Consider the following 20,293-nt stretch of genomic DNA (forward strand, 5'->3'; position numbering starts at 1 on the left):
TCATTGACAAATCACGACAAGAAAGAGGTGGTTAGGGATGCCACAATTAAAAAATTATACAGGCTCAGTGTATGGAGGACTGGGGCATCTTTTAAAGGCTTACTGTGAAGCCAATCAGTTAGCTATTCCTGAACAATTAGAACAAGTTCAAAATCTGGAACGCTTTGACTACGTCGTTTGGCGTGACCTATTAGAAGTGATTTATAAACTAGACCCGAAGCCAGGTTTAGGGCTAGAAATTGCCAAATATGTGCAACCCAAACACTTAGGGATTATTGCTTACCTCGCGCTCTCTTGCGACAACTTAGGTGAAGCCTTAATTCGCTATCATGATTTTCACCGTCTGATTTATGACGGGAGCCCATTAGTGGTTGAGCTACAAGGGAGATATGGTTCTATTCGCTGGGAAGCGACTGAGCTACACCCTACCCAGCTTACCGATGAAATCGCGATTGCGTTGGTGATTCAGTTCTTACGTCTTTTTATGTCTCATGAAGACGTGCATTTACATGAAGTACGTTTCTTAAATGCTGCTCCTAAAAATATCAGAGTCTACGAACAATATTTTCAATGTCCCGTTCGTTTTAGCCAGCCACGTACAGAGTTACTCATTCCAATTACGGAAATTAATAAGCCACTTAGCAGCGCTGACCACACGTTGCAGCAACTATTGGTTCAGCAAGCACAAGCACTTTTAGAACAATTACCAAATTCGACCCAACTTGATCAGCGTTTACAGCATTCAATTTTGACTGGGCTACAAAAGAATCAATATCAAATTGAATATATTGCTGCTCAATTAGGCCTATCAGTTCGACAACTCCAACGACACTTACAACAACAAGACACCACCTTTCAGGAACGCGTTCAGCAAGTGCGCTTTATGCTTGCAACCGAATATTTAAAAGATCCGCATTTAAGCTTACAAGAGATCGCACTTTTACTTTGTTATTCAGAACAAAGTGCGTTTCAAAGAGCATTTAAACATTGGACCAATCAAACACCCCAGCAATGGAGGGATCAATTTTTAGACAAAGAATAACCAACCAAAACTTACAAATCTTTTCTTGATTAAAACAACACTGAAAACAAAAATTTCATATAGTCACATGCTTAATTTTTTGTGACATATTTCACACTAATTAAAAAATATATCAATAGATGAGTAATCACAATGAATAAATATTTTGCTGAATTCCTAGGTACGTTTTGGCTAGTCTTTGGTGGTTGTGGTAGTGCAGTTTTAGCCGCAGCTTTCCCTGAACTTGGTATTGGCTTTGCAGGTGTAGCCCTTGCCTTTGGTTTAACCGTACTCACAGGTGCTTATGCTCTAGGGCATATCTCAGGTGGACATTTTAATCCCGCGGTAAGTGTTGGCCTTTGGGTCGGTGGCCGCTTCGATGTTAAAGATTTAATTCCCTATATCGTTGCTCAAGTGGTCGGTGCGACTGCTGCTGCATTTGTTCTTTATATTATTGCTCAAGGTCAAGCAGGCTTTAGCGGTGTTGGTGGTTTTGCTACCAACGGTTTTGGTGACTTATCACCAAACAAGTTTGGCTTAGGTTCTGCTTTCATTATTGAAGTGGTTCTTACAGCTTTCTTCTTAATCATTATTTTAGGTGCAACTGATCGCCGCGCACCTGCTGGCTTCGCTCCTATTGCGATTGGTTTGGGCTTAACACTCATTCACTTAATCAGTATTCCAGTGACGAACACTTCGGTAAACCCAGCACGTAGTACAGGTGTTGCATTCTTTGCTGAAACGGCTGCATTAAGTCAGTTGTGGTTGTTCTGGGTGGCACCAATTTTAGGGGCGGTGATTGGAGCAATTATTTATAAGGTGGTAGCTGGCGATAAAGATTAACTCTTCTTAGACTCAATCTACTATCGCGGAAGGTGACATGGATGTCACCTGTTGAGCAGGGGTACATGGATGTACCCTTTGATCAACAAAGCCTTTTGTTTACTTTTGGGCTTTCAAAAGTAAAAAATGTCTATACACATTCACTAAAATCTAACGTGGTATTAAAGACTGTATTACAACATGACCATACTAAATATCACGCATAGCATGCATAAATTATAAAAACGGATTATTAATTTCTTGTTCAGCTGGACGTTCAATTTGCTCAGGTAATTCTTCTTTTTCCAAAGCCGCCACAACATCATTTAAAAAGCTCTGCAATGCCTTTGCCTGTTCTAACCCGACTTTGTCTTTGGTAATTTGCAAGTTGCCGTAAATGCTGACGCAATCGACATCATTTTCTAATGTTAAATCTTCAATTGATGAAGACTCTGTACCCTTTTCAAATGGTTTAAACATAGGTCTTATCTCGTTGTTATATCTTCACAGTGTAATACGATCAATTTAAAAAAAATCGATCAAAATTAAAAGAGCCGATAAAATTAAAAAAGCGCCCATCAAGATATTAAAATATTTCAAACGGTTGCCCTGATTGAGCACCACTGAAAATTTATCACCACAGAACCCCCAAAAGAACAAACATGCGTAGCAAGTGAAAAAATAAATAACGATAAAGATCGGCAACGACTGCGGGTTTTCAATGCTAGTAAACATGGTAATGCCTGACACACAAGCCAACCACGCTTTGGGATTCAGCCATTGTAATAAGAACCCATCTTTAAAATTAGGAATAATCATTTGCTCTACAGGAACACTGGAAATAGAAATATTTGCAGCAGAAAGAATAATTTTAATCCCGATATAACAAACAAATAGCGTTCCACAAACTGCAAGAATCTTTAATACAACAGGAAACTGAGTTAATAAACTCTGAAGACCAAATGCCATAAAAATTAAAAGCAGAGTAAAACCAATTGTGGCGCCTGAAATATAGGGAAGCGATCTTTTTAAACCGTGATTTAAACTGGTCGATAAAATGACAGTATTTACTGGCCCTGGGGTAATAGACATTGCAAACGAAAAAAGAAACATCGAGGCAAACATTGTTATTGTCCTTATTAAAATAAGATCCGTAGACAGATCTGTCTATGGATTCTATTTTAATCAATTACAGTGTTGCAATAACAATCAAAAAAAGCTGCTTATTTCATTATTTGCAAGAAATAGTTCACTAAGGCTTCTACCAATTGTTTCACAATCGCCTTTCTCGTTTCTTCGTCAATTGTTGGAACTTTTGCTTCCATTGGCTCCGAAGAACCAGTTTTTTGCTTTTTAAATTGGTCTTGTAGCGCTTGAATTTGGTCAGCGTTTAAGTCTTGCTCACACTGACTTTCGCCATCCCAGTGTAAATAGTCTAGCTTTTGATTTGGCTTAACTTGGCTCGCTGTTAAAGGTAGACGATAGACATTACGCTTTTGTTGCTCGGTTAACTGCGGGAACAGGTTGACGCCTAAACGCTCCTCAAGGTAGCAAACACTTACAACCTTCACTTGTAGAGAATTATTGTTAGGTGCGTAATAAGCGCCGATTGCGCCAGTTTTTGGCATATATACCGCTTTATAAACTGCGGTTGGTACAATTACACCCTGCCCAATCGTCTTAAGACGCTTGCCTTCAAAAACAGGACCTGTCACTACATAAACATCTTGTTTTTGTTTAGTGGCAATAGCACGGGTCGCTTCTTCGAGCTTACGCCAGACTTCTTGATTATTTTTAGGCGCTTGAGGCACCATGTTACTGAGCGAGAAACTATCAGATTGGGATTCTTTATTTGGCATATCACCATTTGGTGCCATATGCCCACGGTCATAGCCTGAACCGCGATAGTCACTTAACAGTGCCCGATGTTTTTGAGCAACACGGGTTTCTTCATGGAAGTTATCTTCACGCTTAATTTTGGTACTCAAACGTTCTGCATTTAAATGCTCTGCCGACCATAACGGCGTTTTAGAAATACCTGAATACAAAACGTTAAAGCCATTAAAGCACAGTGGATAACTGTCTTTTTTTAGGCTGTCTTTATTTAAAGCAGGTGGAACTTCACGATAGAACTGATTAAGACAAGTCGAGTTAGTTGTTAAAGGTGAAAACCACTGCGAAATCTTTTCACTACCAAAAGCAATCGCAAAACTTCCCGCAGCAATACAAGCAAGAATAATCTTGCCAAAATGCTGACTTATAGAGAATGAGTTTGTACCTTTACTACGTTTTTTACTTGCCATGTTTCTATCAATACCACTGTCCACACGCAGCTTAACAATCCTGCTTTTTTAAGTATATCTCTTATCTTTCAAATGGTTAAAACATGGTCATCTTTTTTGTAACTCCCTTACCCATTACGTAACAATCTGTTGGAATTATGAGAGCCTTTGGCTATTGAATTGCGCCAATTGCGTATCTTTCGTTGAAAAACACTGATTGCTTATGACATGGTTAGCTCCACAAATTTGGATAAAAATATAATCGGAGTCCACTTAATGATCCATTCAAAGATTATTGGTATTGGCGTAATCACGGGATTATGTAGTATGGCCGCTTTGGCTGAGCCAGCAGTCCAGCCAGGAGATACTTTAGAAAGTTTGTCTAAAGTAAAAGTAACCACAACCGTAAATGGCCAACCAGGCTCTATTAGCGATTTAGTCAATAGCGGACAAGTACAGCAAGTTTCTGCTACACCAACAAATGCAGCGCCTACAGGTGCTCCTATTCCTGCGGACGTTCCACCAGCGCCTCCAGCAGGCGGTGAAATGGCACCTCCAGCAGCACCAACTGATGCTGTGCCACCTGCACCGAACCAAGCGCCTCCAGCGCCACAAGATCCGAACACTCCACCGCCTCCGGCAGATCCAAGTCAGTCGGCAGACCCGATGGCAAAAGACGGTGCTTTACCAGCAGATGCACCTATGCAACAAGCTCAATAATCAGAGCCATAAAAAAAACCAAGACTTATGTCTTGGTTTTTTTATTACATCAATTTTTATATTTCGATTTGACTACCTAACTCAACCACACGGTTGGTTGGAATCTGGTAGAAGTCACTCACCGGACTGGTATTACGCTGCATAGAGATAAACAGTTTTTCTCTCCATGGAGACATACCATCGCCCACCGAATGAACAATACGATCACGGGAAATAAAGAAGCTGATGTGCATCAAGTCATATTCAAGACCAAGCTGTTCATAGGCTTGCATCAATGCTTTTGGTACATTCATTTCATCTTTAAAACCGTAGAAGATTTTAATACGGAAGAAATGTTCAGCTAAAGTTTCTGTCGTAATACGCTCTTCTGGCGCAACAAACGGTACATCTTCAATCACTACAGTGACCAAGATATTACGCTGATGCAGTACCTTGTTGTGCTTGATGTTATGCAGCATGGCATGTGGCACAACGTTCGGTGTACCTGTCATAAAGACTGCATCACCCGGCACCCAGTGCACGCTATTACCAATACTTTTCACAAACAAATCTAGAGCCAAAGTGTCATGTTCAAGCTTAGCAAATGTAAGCTCACGACCACGTTTCCATGTCATTAAGATGGTCACGGCAATCGCACCAATGAGTAATGGCACCCAACCACCTGACAAGATTTTAAGTGAAGTGGCACCGACCAATACCGACTCTAAAACAAAGAACGGAATAATCAGGAGCAGCACTTTTGGCAGGCTCCACTTCCAAGCTGAGTAGATAAACACCGCAACCAAAATCGTGTCACAGAGCATCGTTAAAGTCACAGCTAAGCCATATGCACTTGCCAAGTTCGAACTGCTTTTGAAGATCAAGATTAAGATAATAATTGCGATTAAAAGTAACCAGTTTAAGAAAGGAATATAAATCTGGCCTTCTTCAGACTCAGACGTATGTTTAATACTTAAACGTGGTAAATAACCCAATTGAATCGCTTGGCGCGCAAGAGAAAACACCCCAGAAATTACAGCTTGAGAGGCAATTACCGTTGCCATGGTTGCCATAATAATCATTGGGTAAAGTGCCCATTGCGGAACTAATAAATAGAACGGATTTTCAATTGCCGCTGGGTCTCTGAGCAATAATGCACCCTGTCCTGCGTAGTTTAAAACCAAACATGGCAACACGACAAAGAACCAAGCCATACGAATCGGCACAGGTCCAAAATGCCCCATATCAGCATAAAGTGCTTCACCACCTGTTACCGTTAACACTACAGCACCCATCACAAAGAATGTCATGATTGGATGGTGATAGATAAACTGAATGGCCCAATGTGGACTGAACATGCCCAACACAACAGGAGTCTGAATGACGCTGTGAAGACCTAATAGTCCTAAAGATAAAAACCATACCATCGTGATTGGGCCAAAAAACTTACCGACAAAGGCCGTACCGTGTTTTTGCACCAAAAACAAAGAGATGATAATGGTAATCGCAATTGGCATGATGAATGGGTCAAACACATCGGTGGCAATAGACAAGCCTTCAACGGCTGACAATACCGAAATGGCTGGGGTAATAATACCGTCACCAAAAAACAGCGATGCACCGATAAAACCAATGGCAATCATGTAGATTTTTTTGTTGTCGGCAATTTTGGCTTTACGCAAGTTCAATGCGAGTAAGGCCATGATCCCGCCTTCGCCGTTGTTGTCTGCACGCATGACAATGGCGACATACTTGATGCTGATGATCAGCATTAAGCACCAAAAAATAATAGATAAAATTCCTAATACGTTTTCAGGCTGAATTCCCAACCCATGCGCTGCATGGAAGGACTCTTTCAAGGCATAGAGCGGACTTGTTCCGATGTCTCCAAAGACCACTCCAAGAGCTGCCAAAGCCGTGGCAGGCAAGGTCGCTTTTTTGGCCGTATTTTGCATTGTGTAATTAAACCAATATGATTTTTAGCGCAATCTTATCACCTCTATTATTTTTTTTCTGTAATGCTCGTCTTAAATCTTGGCAGGACTCGTTTTTTTAGTTACTATCGCACGCCTTGGTGAGGTGTCCGAGTGGCTTAAGGAGCACGCCTGGAAAGTGTGTATACGTTTGCGCGTATCGAGGGTTCGAATCCCTCTCTCACCGCCAGAATTTATTTCTACGGTACAGTCCCGTAGCGCGAAAGGCTTAAATCTAAAGAATTTAAGCCTTTTTTTACGCCTGTATACTACAACCCAATCCATTAGTATCCCGATATTTTTGACGGTATCTATTAAAAACGACTATTAATGAAGGGATTTTCGTTTATTCTGGAATTTATACCATTAAATGAGATTGAAAACTGGCTAAGAAATCTAACAAACTGACAGGTAAAACCTTTAAGAATCATACTTATGACCAAAATAGTAGTAATAAGCATACTGATGGAATTGATCCAGCAGAGGAACGTAATAATCATCGGGATAAATTAAAGCAAAGCTTGAGAATACTCTTGAAAAATTTGCAACTGAATGGCTCAGATTTATGAGCTTAAAGTAAATTTATAAGGTAAGTATATGTAAAAGAGGCTTCTACATATACTTTTAAAAATACGAATTCTTTGAAAAATTCAAAGTTCTTATGTTTTTAAGTTAACTCTTAATTAACATGAACTTATCCAGCTTCGATAGGAAATAATCCATAATCTCCTTGTGTCGATGATTTCGAGAAATATCGAGTGAACTTTTGCGCCTTAATACTCTTTGGCGGATCATTATTTTCAATAATAATTATTTGTCTATCCTGTATTCCATTCAAATAATTATAAAATTTTTCATCAACACCATTTTCAAGCAGAGCTTGGTCATCTGATTCAGGTTCACGATAAGCCAATAATGGAGTATCTAGAATTATAAAACCAGGGTGAGGTAATTCTTGTTCTTTACAATATTCCATTAAACCGACAGTAAATGCTGCATGAGTAATCGATCTCATACCCTTACCTCTACTTGTCCTCAGTTTAGCATCAATTACAAGATCATTTTTAGCCTGATCGAACGTAACTGTCTTATTATTAGTAACTCCCCAATTGACTAAAATACTTCCGACTTTTTTAGCAAAAATATCTGTTTTATCCACTTCAGGTTCAAGCTCTAACTCAGGAACATTTTTCTCAATCGGCTTAACCGTCATTAGTTTCTTTTTCTCTTCATATGAGTTTATTCGATCTAAAATCTTTAAAGAATTTTCTAAAGAAACCTTGATCGACAAAGCTTCAGCATAGTCATCCATCATTTCAATTTTAATTGGGTTCTCTATGTTCATTTCTTTTTCTAATTTTTCTATAGTTTGCGCATTTTCTTGAATCTGACTAGCTATATCTGTTTGTTCTTGCTCTAGCTTTGAAATAGAAAGTTTTAAATCATTTTTCAAAAACTCAATCTTTTGGTATTCAGCTTTAGAAGCGTCGAGAATGCTAGAATAGAGATGAGTATCTTCACAGTCTTTTAAATTAGAAACACCACATAGGGGACAATCAATATTTTCAAAGCTTTGCAAAAAGCTACCTGCTTCCGTTAAAGCTTCTAGTCGATTCAAATCTGAAAGATAATGTGTCTCTAACAAACTAAAACGGCTTATAAGAGCTTTGATTTCTGAATCTCTTTCATGTAACTCTATATTCTTATTTTTAAGTTCATTCAAGAATATAACCAATTTATTAAATTTTCCCTCTTTGATAAGTATGTTTTCTTTAAGGGAATTCAAAGTTTTTTCTAGTCTCTCTAACTGCAAATTAATAGCTTTTTCATCAGGATTATTATCCTCAAAATTTGCTTTTAGCTCTAAAATTAGCTCATCTAGGATTTGCACTTTTGCAAGATCAGATGCTGAGCTACTTTCTTTCTTAGGCTTATATTCCAAATAGGAATTGTCAATACCAGTAAGGAGAAGATTAAAAAGAGAAATTTCTGGTGTTTTTGATACATGCTGTCCTGTTAGAATTGGTGAGATTTGTTTTTGTATCTTTTCCTCATCAATAATAACTAAATGACTTAAATTTCTAAAGCTTAAAGAATTTGTATCTCCACTTATATTTCTTTTCAATCTTTTATCATTCAAATTAACTTTATCTAATAAAAAGGCAGAAATAGTATTTGTTTTTCCATCTTTATGTTTACTTTTCAATTTTTCTCCAGTTAACTCTGGACCTATCTCTCTATGTAATCCTTCGAATACTGTAAAATCTCCGCCATTAGCTTTTCTTGCTATTGTAAATTTTTCATCGGTAGAAATTTGTATACCTAAAAGGATATCTGTATAACCTTTTATCTCAGGTATATCTCTTATTTCTTTTGCACCCAACATAAAGTCAATTGTTTGTAATATAAAAGTTTTTCCCGTATCAGAAGCACCATATATAATATTTAAGCCCTGATCAAACTCTAATATGACAGATTTCTTATGCACCCCTAAATAAGCAAGAAACTTCAAGGTAATTGTAGGATTCATACTATTTTTCCATCTATATCTGAATGAAATTCTTCAATCCATTCTTCAAATATATTATTGATTTCAGTTCTTAATTGGGAATAAGTATATTCACCATACTTTTCAATTACCCAATCACACCTTTCATTCAGAGACTTAATATAGTCTGATGATAGTGCGTCTAAAAAAAACTGAGAAGATTCACCTGCTGTATAAACAAATCCTGTATCTGTAACCTTCGGCTCAATCAAACCTTTACTAGCAAAAAGCCTTAGTCCTTCTGAAATAATTGGTCTTCGAACTAGTAGCTCAGTATTGTGATATCTGTTTTCTGGATGCAAATTTGTTACCCCACCAAACTGTTCAGTATGAATGGCAATAAAATCAAATAGGACAAGATGATTTAGGTCGAATACCTTTGGGTAGCCTGCAACCAGCAATGCCAATGACCGAAGTCCGACTTCCAGAGGACTATTAAATGTAAGACTATAATTTGTCATAGCTACCAATCCAAAACATCATCATTTGCTAATTGATGACATATTCCATTTTTATCACTAACATGAACAACAGATATGAGTGGATTTGCAGTTAAAGCTAAGCTCCCTGCTTGACTAATTATTGTATTCATAGAAGTCAATTTATCAGGATATGTAGCATACATAAGATGCTCAACACCATCTAAAATCTCTCTCTGCAAGTTTTCAAATGTTCCATTAGGAACATTATCTCTAGAGAAATTTTTTAATGATTCTGCGCAATAAAAATATTCTCGTTGTTTGTCTAAGTGCCTCGCCCATTTGGAATGTTGCACAATTGCATGAGTAGTTAAACCTGTCTGGCCTATCTGTTCTTCATATACTCCCAAAAGCTTCTTAATATAATTATTCTCTTTAGCATTGATGATATTCGGTGGAGAAATTGGTTTTGGACGCTGATTTAGGCCACCGCCAAATCTGACCGCATGGAAGGGTGTTTGCTGATGTTCTGTGACAAGATCTAAAGGATCTTTAGAAGCGAAAATACTAAAATTAAAGTTTTCGAAATACTTTTTAAAATCCCCTTCTAATTTTATTTTTTGTATACTCGTTATTGCATCCTCACAATATCTTCCCCAATTAGCCTCTAATTCATTTTTCAAATCAGTAGGATTTCTAAGCAGTCTTGATAAAGACATTCCACACCCTTGAGGTGCAACGAAATAATATTTTCTAGGAGGAACAAATTGTTGTTGGAAAGAGTGCCATATCATCTTCCCGAACTCCACATAGACCTGAGATGGTGCTAAAGCTTTATTGTAGTGCTTACATTGAAAGTTATCCCAAACACCTTTTGTGCCGTGATCATCTGTGAACCCCGCTACATCGATGCCCATATCATTACCACCAGACTCTCTCACAACTTTCTTGTAAATACTTTTTTTTGAATACACCCATTCACGTGTGAATTCTTCCCAGTCAGCAGGGGAAAATAATTTTATCTGTTGTAATGGTGGTACTACTCTACCAAACTGGACATTAAAGTTCGTTAAAATTGAACTTGAATAAGTAGGAGGTTCATAATCCTCAAATTGTAAGGCATCTTCTGTCATAATTAATATGGAGAAATTATTGTCAAGTATATAAAAGAATAGTGTATTACAAATTACATAAATTATCGACAAATCAAGAAATTTAGAAAATTTCCATATTTTGGAACTTGACGTTACATTTATATAAAGGAGATTTTATATATTTAGATATGAAATCTAACCGAATCTCTCGCTGTCAGAATTCAAAAAAGACCTAAATCGTTTTTATTTAACTTAAATAAAATCAATCTAATCAACGATAAGTAACTTCGCACCATTCAAGCTAAAAGACTGATGGGGTTCCGAGTTATCCCCTACTTGATAACTCATACCTGAAGTTAAAGTAAATTTTCGCCCGTCTTTCAATCTGCTTTCTAGCTCGCCTTCTAGGCAAAATAATATGTGCCCTTTTTCACACCAATGGTCTGCTAAGTAGTTTGCTGAGTACTCGACAAGCCTTACTCTTATTTTGTTCCCTTCTTCACCAAAATATTGGGTTTTCCAATAAGCTTTTCCAGTTTCACCGCTATATTCAGTGACTTCAATTTCTTCCCACTTTGTAATTTGAAATGGAAAAGGCGCGATATTCATAGTTTTTCCAAAGACGTATTATTGTGTTTTCAACTTATAGACAAAATTGGTTTTTGCAAACTGTTTATTAAGATAATCATGAAAGTTACATCCATTAGCAGCCAAATTATTTAAATATAAAACAGCTAATTTCATTAAAAAATACTATCAAACAATACTCTAAAATTCCTTTTCCATATATAAAACCATTAATTAAACTTATTATTAGAAAAAGATATTTAAATTATTTCTTGTAATTAATATATTTATTTTGAAAGCAGATCACAGATCCGCTCTTTCAAATAATTTATTTTATAAGTTGCTATATGAGGTAAAACCTACTGCTTCTGCCCTACTATTTTTATTTTTTAAATTTAGCTCTTTACAAACAATAGCATAGATTTTTCTATTAAATCCCCCTTTAAAATCCCACTCATCTGCTTCTTGTTTCATATGAACAATTCCTGAAATATGAGGATAGATCTCACCTAAATTATTGTCTGTTATATACTGAGATAATTCACTGCTATATTTGAAATTTTGATTGCGAGCCTCTTGTAACAGAGCAAGAAGCTCTTCTGCTTCAATAGATTTCAATTGATATTCAATAGCTAATCGAGATACTTCATTCATTTCTAATTCCTCTTAAAACATTAATATATTTTCGATAAAAAACTTTAATTTTTTAATTTTACTTCAATATATTAAATTATCATATTCCCAGTAAAAACACACTAAAATGACTTTTTAATATGTTCTTATGCTCTATTTTTATTAAATACTTTTTAATTAATATTCCACCTCTAACTTACTCAGACAAAGCTAATAACTTCTGAACATACTCAATCGCATTATTCTCTATGTCTTGGTGCGTTGGAACATCGTCGTCTTCTGAAGGGTTTGTGTCTAAACCATAAAATGCATGAAGCGGTTGGTAGTCTGCCCCAACATATAAAGCCGTTAGCTTAAATGGAGTAAAAATCTGCTCTAAAGAAAGCTTGTATTCACCAGACTCTGAATAAACTTTTTCTTTCACACCAGCAGACAAAGCCAACATAAACTTTTTATTTTTAAGCTTGTCACCTGTTGAGCCGTAAGCCCAACCATAAGTCACAACTTCATCAATCCATTGTTTCAAAAGCGGTGGACAGTTAAACCAATACACTGGAAATTGAAATACTAAATTTTCGTGTTCTTCTACCAGTGCTTGCTCTTTAGCAACATCAATCACCCCGTCTGGGTAGGCTTGATAAATTTGGTGAACTGTAAATTGATCTGGATGTTTTTCTAGTTCCTCTACCCATCTTTTATTTACAACAGACTGGTCTATGTGAGGATGGGTAACGATGACTAATGTCTTTTTCATTATGAAAACACTCTTATCGAAAAGTAGATAAATCGATTATAGAAGTGTGCTTTCCTAAATATAAGTACGGTAATTTGTGTTATATACTATACCAAAAGATAGTGTAGATTTTAAAATGACTGAATGCGTTCCATCACATACGCCATTAGAAGAAACAGGTTTTGGCTACACTCTTTCTTTAATTAATGGCAAATATAAAATGATTATTATGTATTGGCTGTATGAAAAAAATGTCATGCGTTTTAACGAGATGCAACGCTGCATTGGCAATATTTCATTTAGAACACTCAGCAATACACTTAAAGAGTTAGAAAGAGACAAGATTATTATTCGTAAGGAATATCCTCAAATTCCACCTAAAGTTGAGTACCGTCTTTCAGAAAGAGGACAGTCTTTAATTCCGTTGTTAGATATGATGTGTGATTGGGGCGAGCGGAATATGAATTCTTAGTTTTATAGACTTGAAGTGATACTCAATATGAGAAATGAATTAAGAGAAATTTTTATTAAGGGATGCGACGATAAAATTGAAAAGAAGGGAGACAATGTCGGTCTATCTTTTTACGCTTTTTTTAAAAATAAGAACGATAACCCTGAGTTACTGATGGAAGCAGCGCATTGGTGGATTATGGAGCATAAGCTAGATCACTTTGAGAAAGCGGTTAAGATTAAAGAGTTGGTTTTGAGTGAAAGCTAAAAATAGAATTATTTAAAAGGCTTAAATTTAAGTAAATTAAGCCTTTAACCTAAACCATAGATTAATTTTAATCTTGGACAATGAAGTTATATGTCTTGTCAATTTCTGCACCACCACCTGCATAGAAGTCAGCTCTTATATGAATGATATATTTTCCTTTGTTCTTTGGGGTGCCTTTGATTTGTATGACATTATAGCCATCCAAGTCATCAACAGGTTTAACGGTAACGCCTAGATTTTCTGGAATATTTGTTTCTAATTCAGCGTATTTATCTATAACCTTTCCTCCAGAAATCTTAATAATTTGTTGGTATTCTTGATTAATATGAGCGACAGGTAAACTTTCAGGAGAAATTTTATATTTCTTCCCACAACCTATAAGTACAAAAATAATTGAAAAAATAATTATTAATTTATGCTTCATTAGAAACTTTCCTTTTTAAAGACCTAAAACTAGAGATTTAGGTCTTTCCATTCTCAAATAAAATGGAACTCGATATAAAACTATTAAATCTTTCCTTTCTCACTCCAAAATTTTGCAGTCTCTAAATTTTTCTCTACGCCCAATCCATATTCATACATAAAGGCAATATCCCTCATAGCTTGTTTATTTCCAAGAGCAGCAGCCTTTTTACGTAGCTCTAGTGCTTTATGAGTATCTTGCTCAACTCCGTCACCGCTACTATACAAGTTAGCCAAACCAACCATACAATCTGCATCATTTAGTTGAGTTCCTTTCGAAAACCACTTAAAAGCTTTTTTGTAGTGTTCATCTGCATCAGCTGGATCCATATCTCCAACAAGACCAGCGTAAGTCGCATATCCCTCACCACGCCATTGCATTGCTTTTACATTACCGCTTTCGGCTGATTTAGTTGCCCAGTATTCCGCTTGAGTTTCATTCTCTTCGATACCCCATCCATATATATAAACATCTGCTAACTCTAGTTGAGCTGATGTATCACCATTTGTAGCTCTCTTTAATAGGTCATCTGAGAAAATTGGATTAGCAAATAAATTCATTGAAAACATTAGTCCTATAGTAATGAAAAGAATTTTGAAGTTATTCATGTCTAACCTTAAATAGTTTTTTCTAACCTTTATAATCAAACAATAATAGATGAGAGCTATTTAAATTTAATGAATTAAATAATAACCTCCCGTATGGCGAAAATATTTATCTTTAATCTGTTTGCTATTTAAAACTTATAAATTTCTTTTTAATTACACTAAAGCCCAACTCCCGTCAGGCCTTCCCCATCAAACCCTTTTTAAAAAATACTCAAGCAATCTGTCTCTGTCCTTTGCCTGATCTGAACCTAAAAGTCCAAAAATCGCGCCATCAATCATAAATACAAAAATATCCGACTCTTCATAGGTAGCTCTCTTTTTAGATTCCCTCAGCACCCAGAAAATTTCATTTTTAAGCCATCGCCTATATCTGAGTGCAGTTTGATAGGCATTTGGATAAAGCTTTTTAATTTCAAAAATCGCTTTAAACAACAGATAATAAGCACCTTTTAAGTCGGCATGTAACAGATAAATTTGCCTGAGTTGATGAACCAAATCTGGATATTGGCGAGCTTCGCTTACCGCCCGCACTTGTTCTTTTAACTGCTCCTTTTGAACCATTAAACACATTTCAATCAGTCTTTCTTTGGAGTGAAAGTAGTTGTAAAAAGTGGCTTTGGTAATTTTGGCCTCACTAACAATTCGGTCCACCCCGACCTTGTTAAAGCCATGTTGTTTAAATAACTCTGCTGCTGTGTATAGCGCCCGCGTCGCTCGAAAGGAAGCTTCTAAATTTTTCATGTATACCGTTTAAAATAATTTTTTGTTGTAAATAAAAGAGATAGGAATGATTTCACTCTTAAATTGAGCGCTAAAAACAGGCATGCAAAAGCCGCACAAAAAGGTGTGCTCGCCTATCTCAGGTTTTATTGTTGCTATGATTTTTTAGTCGTAATGACCTATGGCTTAAAACCTAGAGTCGATTAAACCGTTTTAAAGACCAGTTGGGTATAGATGTAAAGATTTTGGCAATGGTTGCCAATGAGAGAGATGAAATAGTACGCATGAGCGGACTCCTTGTGTGTAAAGGAGTTCTACCCAATCACTGTCAAATGATGGTGGCAGAACGAGAGAAGGTTGACAGACTGACACACAAGAATCAGCACGCACAAGGCGTCCCTCCCTCGCCCTGAACTGCACCCCATAAGTTAGACTTTTAAAACTTATGAGGTGTGCTCTATGCCAATTCCGAAGCATTCAAAAGAGTTAAAATTAAAAGTCATTCAAGCTTATTTAGAGGGAAGTAAAGGATATAAAATCCTTTCACAAGAATTTAATGTAGATCTCCAAACCATCCGCTTATGGATTGAAAACTATAAGGCACAAGGTGAAGATGGCCTGAATGTTAAAACTAAAAAAACCTACTACTCTTCCGAATTTAAAATCAAGGCTGTACAAATGCTTCTTGATAAGATACCGGTAAGAGAAGTTAGAAGACGGTTAAATCTGAGCGGGACGTCAATTTTAAGAAGGTGGCTAGCTCAGTATCATAAAGAAGGGATTGCTGGGTTTAATACCACGAGGATTTATACCAATATGCTTAAACAAGATAAAACTAAAATAACCAAGTCTGTAAAAGATGACAAAGATAAATCTCAGCAGGAGCTCATTGATGAAGTGACCGCTTTACGAGCAGAGGTTGCCTTTTTAAAAAAGCTAAAAGCCTTAAAACTGAAGCAACGTACCTAAATTCAATTTCTACTGCAGACAGTGTTCAAGTTATTTCAGAATTAAGGCAAATTTATCCATTAAAGCTCTTACTCAGTATTGCCAAGATCGCTCGTAGTACTTATTTCTATCACATGAAAGCTGTACGCTCTAAGGATAAATATACTGAGTTAAAACAGCAGATCAAGTCCATATATCACAAGCATAAGGGATGCTATGGCTATCGTAGAATTACTCTTGCTCTGAAAAGTACAGGAATAATAATCAACCATAAATGTGTATATCGTCTTATGAAAACTATGGGACTTAAATCACGTATCAGAGCACTAAAATATCGCTCATATAAAAGTGGTTGTGTCGGGATGGTGGCCGATAACATTATGCAACGGCAATTTAAAGCGAACCGTCCCAACCAGAAATGGGCAACTGATGTGACGGAATTTAATGTTAACGGTGAAAAACTTTATCTATCACCAATTATAGATTTATTTAATGGGGAAATTATTACCTTCCGGATCCAACGTAAACTCAATTATGAGTTAGTGAAAGATATGCTCATTCATGCTTTAGCTAAACTTAAGCGACATGAGAAACCAATTCTCCATTCAGATCAAGGATGGCAATATCAAATGGCTCATTATCAACAGCAATTAAAGCAACATGGTTTAATTCAAAGTATGTCTCGTAAAGGAAATTGCTTAGATAATGCTGTAATAGAAAGCTTCTTTGGAATATTAAAATCGGAGTGCTTTCATGGTGAAAAATTTCAATCAACTGATGAGTTAGAGAAAACTATACGAGAGTACATTCATTATTATAATCATGAGAGAATCAAGGTGAAGCTACAAGGTTTATCCCCTGTACAATATAGAAACCAGTTTTTAAAAACTGCTTAACTAACTGTCCAACTTTATGGGGTCAGATCACCCTACCGCTACGAAGGGGGACGAACGAGTTCGCCACCAAAAAGAGAACTTCTTGATGTCTTGTGTGTTATATCGATCTGTCAAAATCGACTGGCAATGTGGCCAGCAGGCAAAGGATAATCCGCGTGTTTTGGAGTGTCAATGTAAGGTTGAATAGAAATTGGTTAAATAATTATTGTTGTTTATTCAATTAGATATTTAAGCTAAAAAGACCTTCAACTTAAATTTAACGATATCATCATAATAGTAAAATTGGTGGCAGAACGAAAAGAGGTTAGCAGACTGGACACACAGAACCAGTACACTCGAAAGTGTCCCCTTATCGCTCTACCATAGAATGGTGGCAAAACGAAAGGGGTTAGCAGACTGGGTACAGCACCAGCACACTCGAAAGTGTCCCCTTATCGTTCTACCCTAGAGTAGTTTGCAGACAAAGAATAATTCTCAAGTTTTTAAGTGTCAACGTTCATATATTATTAATTTATAAAATATTTTTATTTCTATTGGCTCATTTTTTCATTATTAATTTATCGTTCATTTTCAAACCCGTTTAAATGACCCGATTGATCGCGTTATAAATAAAAGCTACAGTAAACAAAGTTTGAATTTTATAACTTTAAATAAATTGATAACGCATGCAGGCAAAGACATGGAAACCATACATGATTTTTATCGGCGCTTTTCTTTAACTAGAGATAGCGATTACTCGGTTCCATCAACTTCGTTTGGCCATTTTAACGTGTTTCAGCGCGATGCCTGCTCGTTTCTGACACCTTATAGCCGCCGCGATTATTATAAAATTTCACTGGTTTTAGGCACAGGTGAACTTCACTATGCTAACCGCTGGATACGAGTCGACCGCCCTGCTTTGCTGTTTTCAAACCCGATGGTGCCCTACGCATGGGAAATTAATTCGCCCGAACAGGCAGGCTGGTTTTGCCTATTTACCGAAGAGTTTGTAAACCAAGAATCCAGACAAAGCTTTTTAAAAGACTCACCACTGTTTAAGGTCGACGGCGACCCGCTATATTTTTTAAATGACCAACAAGTTGAAGAAATTTCATTTATTTTCAAAAAGATGATGAATGAAATAAATTCAGACTACATTCATAAATACAACGTTTTAAGAAACTATTTGCACCTGATTGTGCACGAAGCCATGAAAATGCAACCAACCCAACAGTTTGAAAAACATAGTAATGCTGCTGTTCGGATTTGCCATTTATTCTTTGAATTATTAGAGCGTCAGTTCCCGATCGACTCGCCCCATTTTCAGCTGAAACTCAAAACAGCAAATGACTATGCCTATGGCTTGTCGGTGCATGTGAACCATTTAAACCGAGCTGTAAAAGAAGCCACAGGTAAAACCACGTCTGAGCATATTAGCTCGCGTATTACGCAAGAAGCTAAAGCACTATTGCAACACACCAGTTGGAATATTTCCGAAATTGCCTATAGCTTAGGCTTTGAATATTCAGCATATTTCACCAACTTTTTTAAGAAAAATACGGGCTTTTCACCTAAAAAATTCCGCGAAGACTGTGTGGCCTAAAAACAGATTGTTTGAATTTTATAATTATTGGTTTGAATGTTATACGTCAGTTTGAACCAAAGCATTTTATAGTTTTTCTACTCAAGTGATTTTGCAAAAAGAGTGTGAAAAATGAAATATAGAACTTTAGGACAAACAGGCGAAAAAGTATCAGCACTTGGTTTAGGTTGCATGGGAATGAGCTTTGCCTATGGTGCCTCAGACGACACACAAAGCATTGCCACTCTAGAAAAGGCATTAGACCTTGGCATTAACTTTTGGGACACTGCCGACATGTACGGCAACGGCGCAAACGAAGTTTTACTCTCAAAAGTTTTAGAAAAACATCGCGACAAAGTATTCTTGGCGACCAAATTTGGCTTCCGCTATAAAGAAGACAACCTTAACCCACAAAACTCTTTAGAGTCTTATATCGACGGCTCACCTGAGTGGATTAAAGTTGCGGTCGAAAACAGTTTAAGACGCTTAAATACAGACGTGATTGATTTGTATTATGCGCACCGCATTGACCCAAATATTCCGGTTGAAGATACTATTGGCGCAATGGCTGACTTGGTCAAACAAGGTAAAGTGCGTTATTTAGGACTCAGTGAAGCGTCGGCTGAAACTATTCGTAAAGCGCATGCAATTCACCCAATTGCAGCAGTTCAACACGAATATTCATTGCTTACTCGTGAGTTTGAGCAAACCCATTTGCAAACCATTCGCGAGTTAGGTATTAGCCTTGTGCCGTATTCTCCGCTATCGCGTGGTTTAATCACCAATACGCTTGATGTGAGCAGCCTAGACGAAAGTGATTTCCGTCGTCAGTTGCCACGCTATCAGGGCGACAATTGGAAAAATAACCAAAGCTTGGCGCAAGCATTTAGCGACTTTGCCCAAAGCAAAAACGCGACAGCGGCTCAACTCGCTTTGGCTTGGATTTTGGCGCAAGGTGACGACATTATTCCAATTCCGGGTACACGTAAAATCGAGCGACTTGTTGAAAATGCAGGTGCTGTTGACCTTCATTTAACAGCAGCAGATTTGGCAGAAATTGAAGCGATTATCGCGAGATATCCAAACATGGGCGCGCGCTATAACGCTCAGCAACTTGCTGCGGTGAATCACTAAAATATAAGCCATAAAAAAGTCCGACTCAGTGTCGGACTTTTTTAATTTAGTCTTTGCTATATGTGCCTTGCTGGCGCCCACCTTCCCAAATCGCGTCTAAGGACTTGTCAGAAATCGTTAGACTTTCAGGGAAAATGCTTAAATCCTTTTTAAATTTAGAGTCTGGTTTTAAACCAATACAGTCCCCGTTTTTCCACCATGTGCCTTCAGCATATTGATCTAAAGCACCAACAGCGAGCATCCATTGAAACTTGCCGTTTGGTTGAAGTAAAAGTTCCGAACCAACTTCCATCACGCCATTTAAATAATAGTGCCCACTCCAAGCCTCGTCAGCTTTTTGGAATTTCACTTCTTTGCATGTGCTAGTTGGCTCTGCATAAATGTGAGCAGAAAAAATAACCGTCGAAAGAAGTAGTAAAGGCGCAAATATATTTTTCATTATTGTGTTCCTATC

General features: G+C 37.1%; 24 protein-coding genes and 1 tRNA gene. 11 read left to right on the forward strand and 14 right to left on the reverse strand.

All coding sequences use genetic code 11. The annotated features are described in order from the left end of the window. The first annotated feature begins 37 nt into the window (after positions 1–37). The 3 genes from F928_RS17585 (at position 38) to F928_RS22190 (ending at position 2,070) form a co-directional block, all read left to right on the forward strand. Complete coding sequence (locus F928_RS17585) at positions 38–1,042, forward strand: AraC family transcriptional regulator (RefSeq protein WP_005078536.1); 1,005 nt, start codon at positions 38–40, stop codon at positions 1,040–1,042. A gap of 132 nt (positions 1,043–1,174) precedes the next feature. Continuing rightward, complete coding sequence (gene aqpZ, locus F928_RS17590; RefSeq protein ID WP_001045987.1) at positions 1,175–1,864, forward strand: aquaporin Z; 690 nt, start codon at positions 1,175–1,177, stop codon at positions 1,862–1,864. Positions 1,865–1,905: 41 nt separating this feature from the next. Then, positions 1,906–2,070, forward strand: coding sequence for a hypothetical protein (locus F928_RS22190; protein ID WP_005078537.1), 165 nt, complete (start codon positions 1,906–1,908; stop codon positions 2,068–2,070). A gap of 10 nt (positions 2,071–2,080) precedes the next feature. Here the strand turns inward: F928_RS22190 and F928_RS17595 are convergent, their stop codons facing one another. The 3 genes from F928_RS17595 to F928_RS17605 form a co-directional block, all read right to left on the reverse strand. Then, positions 2,081–2,323 carry a hypothetical protein gene (locus F928_RS17595; RefSeq protein ID WP_005078539.1) on the reverse strand — a complete coding sequence of 81 codons (243 nt, stop codon included), beginning with the start codon at positions 2,321–2,323 and terminating at the stop codon, positions 2,081–2,083. A 45-nt stretch (positions 2,324–2,368) separates the two neighbouring features. Continuing rightward, entirely contained in the window at positions 2,369–2,968 is a 600-nt protein-coding gene (locus F928_RS17600) for a LysE family translocator (RefSeq protein ID WP_002116994.1), read from the reverse strand. 98 nt (positions 2,969–3,066) lie between these two features. After that, a complete protein-coding gene (locus F928_RS17605; protein WP_016805921.1) occupies positions 3,067–4,146 on the reverse strand; it encodes a DNA/RNA non-specific endonuclease in 1,080 nt (359 codons plus the stop codon). A 255-nt stretch (positions 4,147–4,401) separates the two neighbouring features. On the opposite strand from F928_RS17605, the gene F928_RS17610 reads away from it, so the two are divergent. Beyond that, positions 4,402–4,845, forward strand: coding sequence for a hypothetical protein (locus tag F928_RS17610; RefSeq protein ID WP_005078544.1), 444 nt, complete (start codon positions 4,402–4,404; stop codon positions 4,843–4,845). 56 nt (positions 4,846–4,901) lie between these two features. Here the strand turns inward: F928_RS17610 and trkD are convergent, their stop codons facing one another. Next, positions 4,902–6,779: a potassium transporter Kup gene (gene trkD / locus F928_RS17615; protein ID WP_002117080.1), complete on the reverse strand. Its 1,878-nt coding sequence runs from the start codon at positions 6,777–6,779 to the stop codon at positions 4,902–4,904. Positions 6,780–6,897: 118 nt separating this feature from the next. On the opposite strand from trkD, the gene F928_RS17620 reads away from it, so the two are divergent. Continuing rightward, a tRNA-Ser gene (locus F928_RS17620) sits at positions 6,898–6,987 on the forward strand. A gap of 504 nt (positions 6,988–7,491) precedes the next feature. On the opposite strand, the gene F928_RS17625 is transcribed toward F928_RS17620, so the two are convergent. From F928_RS17625 to ywrO, 6 genes are all read right to left on the reverse strand, one after another. Beyond that, positions 7,492–9,327, reverse strand: a complete 1,836-nt coding sequence (locus tag F928_RS17625) for a hypothetical protein (RefSeq protein ID WP_005078546.1) — start codon at positions 9,325–9,327, stop codon at positions 7,492–7,494. Next, positions 9,324–9,806, reverse strand: a complete 483-nt coding sequence (locus tag F928_RS17630) for an ABC-three component system middle component 2 (protein ID WP_005078549.1) — start codon at positions 9,804–9,806, stop codon at positions 9,324–9,326. Before F928_RS17630 ends, F928_RS17625 begins: the two co-directional genes overlap by 4 nt. A 2-nt stretch (positions 9,807–9,808) precedes the next feature. Further along, on the reverse strand, positions 9,809–10,897 hold the full coding sequence (locus F928_RS17635) for an ABC-three component system protein (RefSeq protein WP_005078550.1): 1,089 nt from the start codon (positions 10,895–10,897) through the stop codon (positions 9,809–9,811). Positions 10,898–11,125: 228 nt separating this feature from the next. Further along, the gene (locus F928_RS17640) at positions 11,126–11,467 is read right to left on the reverse strand and encodes a DHCW motif cupin fold protein (RefSeq protein ID WP_005078553.1); all 342 of its coding nucleotides are present in this window, start codon (positions 11,465–11,467) and stop codon (positions 11,126–11,128) included. Between the two features lie 291 nt (positions 11,468–11,758). Then, entirely contained in the window at positions 11,759–12,079 is a 321-nt protein-coding gene (locus F928_RS17645; protein ID WP_005078555.1) for a hypothetical protein, read from the reverse strand. 175 nt (positions 12,080–12,254) lie between these two features. Next, complete coding sequence (ywrO, locus tag F928_RS17650; protein ID WP_005078558.1) at positions 12,255–12,812, reverse strand: NAD(P)H-dependent oxidoreductase; 558 nt, start codon at positions 12,810–12,812, stop codon at positions 12,255–12,257. Positions 12,813–12,927: 115 nt separating this feature from the next. On the opposite strand from ywrO, the gene F928_RS17655 reads away from it, so the two are divergent. Then, the gene (locus tag F928_RS17655) at positions 12,928–13,263 is read left to right on the forward strand and encodes a winged helix-turn-helix transcriptional regulator (RefSeq protein WP_005078561.1); all 336 of its coding nucleotides are present in this window, start codon (positions 12,928–12,930) and stop codon (positions 13,261–13,263) included. Between the two features lie 27 nt (positions 13,264–13,290). Beyond that, positions 13,291–13,509 (forward strand): DUF6500 family protein, encoded by a 219-nt coding sequence (locus tag F928_RS17660; RefSeq protein WP_005078562.1) that lies wholly within the window; start codon positions 13,291–13,293, stop codon positions 13,507–13,509. 67 nt (positions 13,510–13,576) lie between these two features. On the opposite strand, the gene F928_RS17665 is transcribed toward F928_RS17660, so the two are convergent. From F928_RS17665 to F928_RS17675, 3 genes are all read right to left on the reverse strand, one after another. Next, the gene (locus F928_RS17665; RefSeq protein WP_005078564.1) at positions 13,577–13,933 is read right to left on the reverse strand and encodes a hypothetical protein; all 357 of its coding nucleotides are present in this window, start codon (positions 13,931–13,933) and stop codon (positions 13,577–13,579) included. Positions 13,934–14,016: 83 nt separating this feature from the next. Then, a complete protein-coding gene (locus F928_RS17670) occupies positions 14,017–14,580 on the reverse strand; it encodes a tetratricopeptide repeat protein (RefSeq protein WP_005078565.1) in 564 nt (187 codons plus the stop codon). A 189-nt stretch (positions 14,581–14,769) separates the two neighbouring features. Next, entirely contained in the window at positions 14,770–15,321 is a 552-nt protein-coding gene (locus tag F928_RS17675) for a TetR/AcrR family transcriptional regulator (protein ID WP_005078567.1), read from the reverse strand. A gap of 438 nt (positions 15,322–15,759) precedes the next feature. Here F928_RS17675 and F928_RS22795 point away from each other — a divergent pair, with 438 nt between their 5' ends. From F928_RS22795 to F928_RS17695, 4 genes are all read left to right on the forward strand, one after another. Further along, entirely contained in the window at positions 15,760–16,269 is a 510-nt protein-coding gene (locus F928_RS22795; protein ID WP_002120495.1) for a helix-turn-helix domain-containing protein, read from the forward strand. 32 nt (positions 16,270–16,301) lie between these two features. After that, a complete protein-coding gene (locus tag F928_RS22800; protein ID WP_230445321.1) occupies positions 16,302–17,144 on the forward strand; it encodes an IS3 family transposase in 843 nt (280 codons plus the stop codon). Positions 17,145–17,823: 679 nt separating this feature from the next. After that, positions 17,824–18,726 (forward strand): helix-turn-helix domain-containing protein, encoded by a 903-nt coding sequence (locus F928_RS17690; protein ID WP_000447715.1) that lies wholly within the window; start codon positions 17,824–17,826, stop codon positions 18,724–18,726. A gap of 111 nt (positions 18,727–18,837) precedes the next feature. After that, complete coding sequence (locus F928_RS17695; protein ID WP_005078570.1) at positions 18,838–19,839, forward strand: aldo/keto reductase; 1,002 nt, start codon at positions 18,838–18,840, stop codon at positions 19,837–19,839. A gap of 46 nt (positions 19,840–19,885) precedes the next feature. Here F928_RS17695 and F928_RS17700 read toward each other — a convergent pair whose 3' ends face one another. Further along, the gene (locus tag F928_RS17700; RefSeq protein ID WP_005078572.1) at positions 19,886–20,278 is read right to left on the reverse strand and encodes a hypothetical protein; all 393 of its coding nucleotides are present in this window, start codon (positions 20,276–20,278) and stop codon (positions 19,886–19,888) included. Positions 20,279–20,293 lie beyond the last annotated feature (15 nt).

It is taken from the genome of Acinetobacter pittii ATCC 19004 = CIP 70.29 (assembly GCF_000369045.1).
Classification (GTDB): Bacteria; Pseudomonadota; Gammaproteobacteria; order Pseudomonadales; family Moraxellaceae; genus Acinetobacter; species Acinetobacter pittii.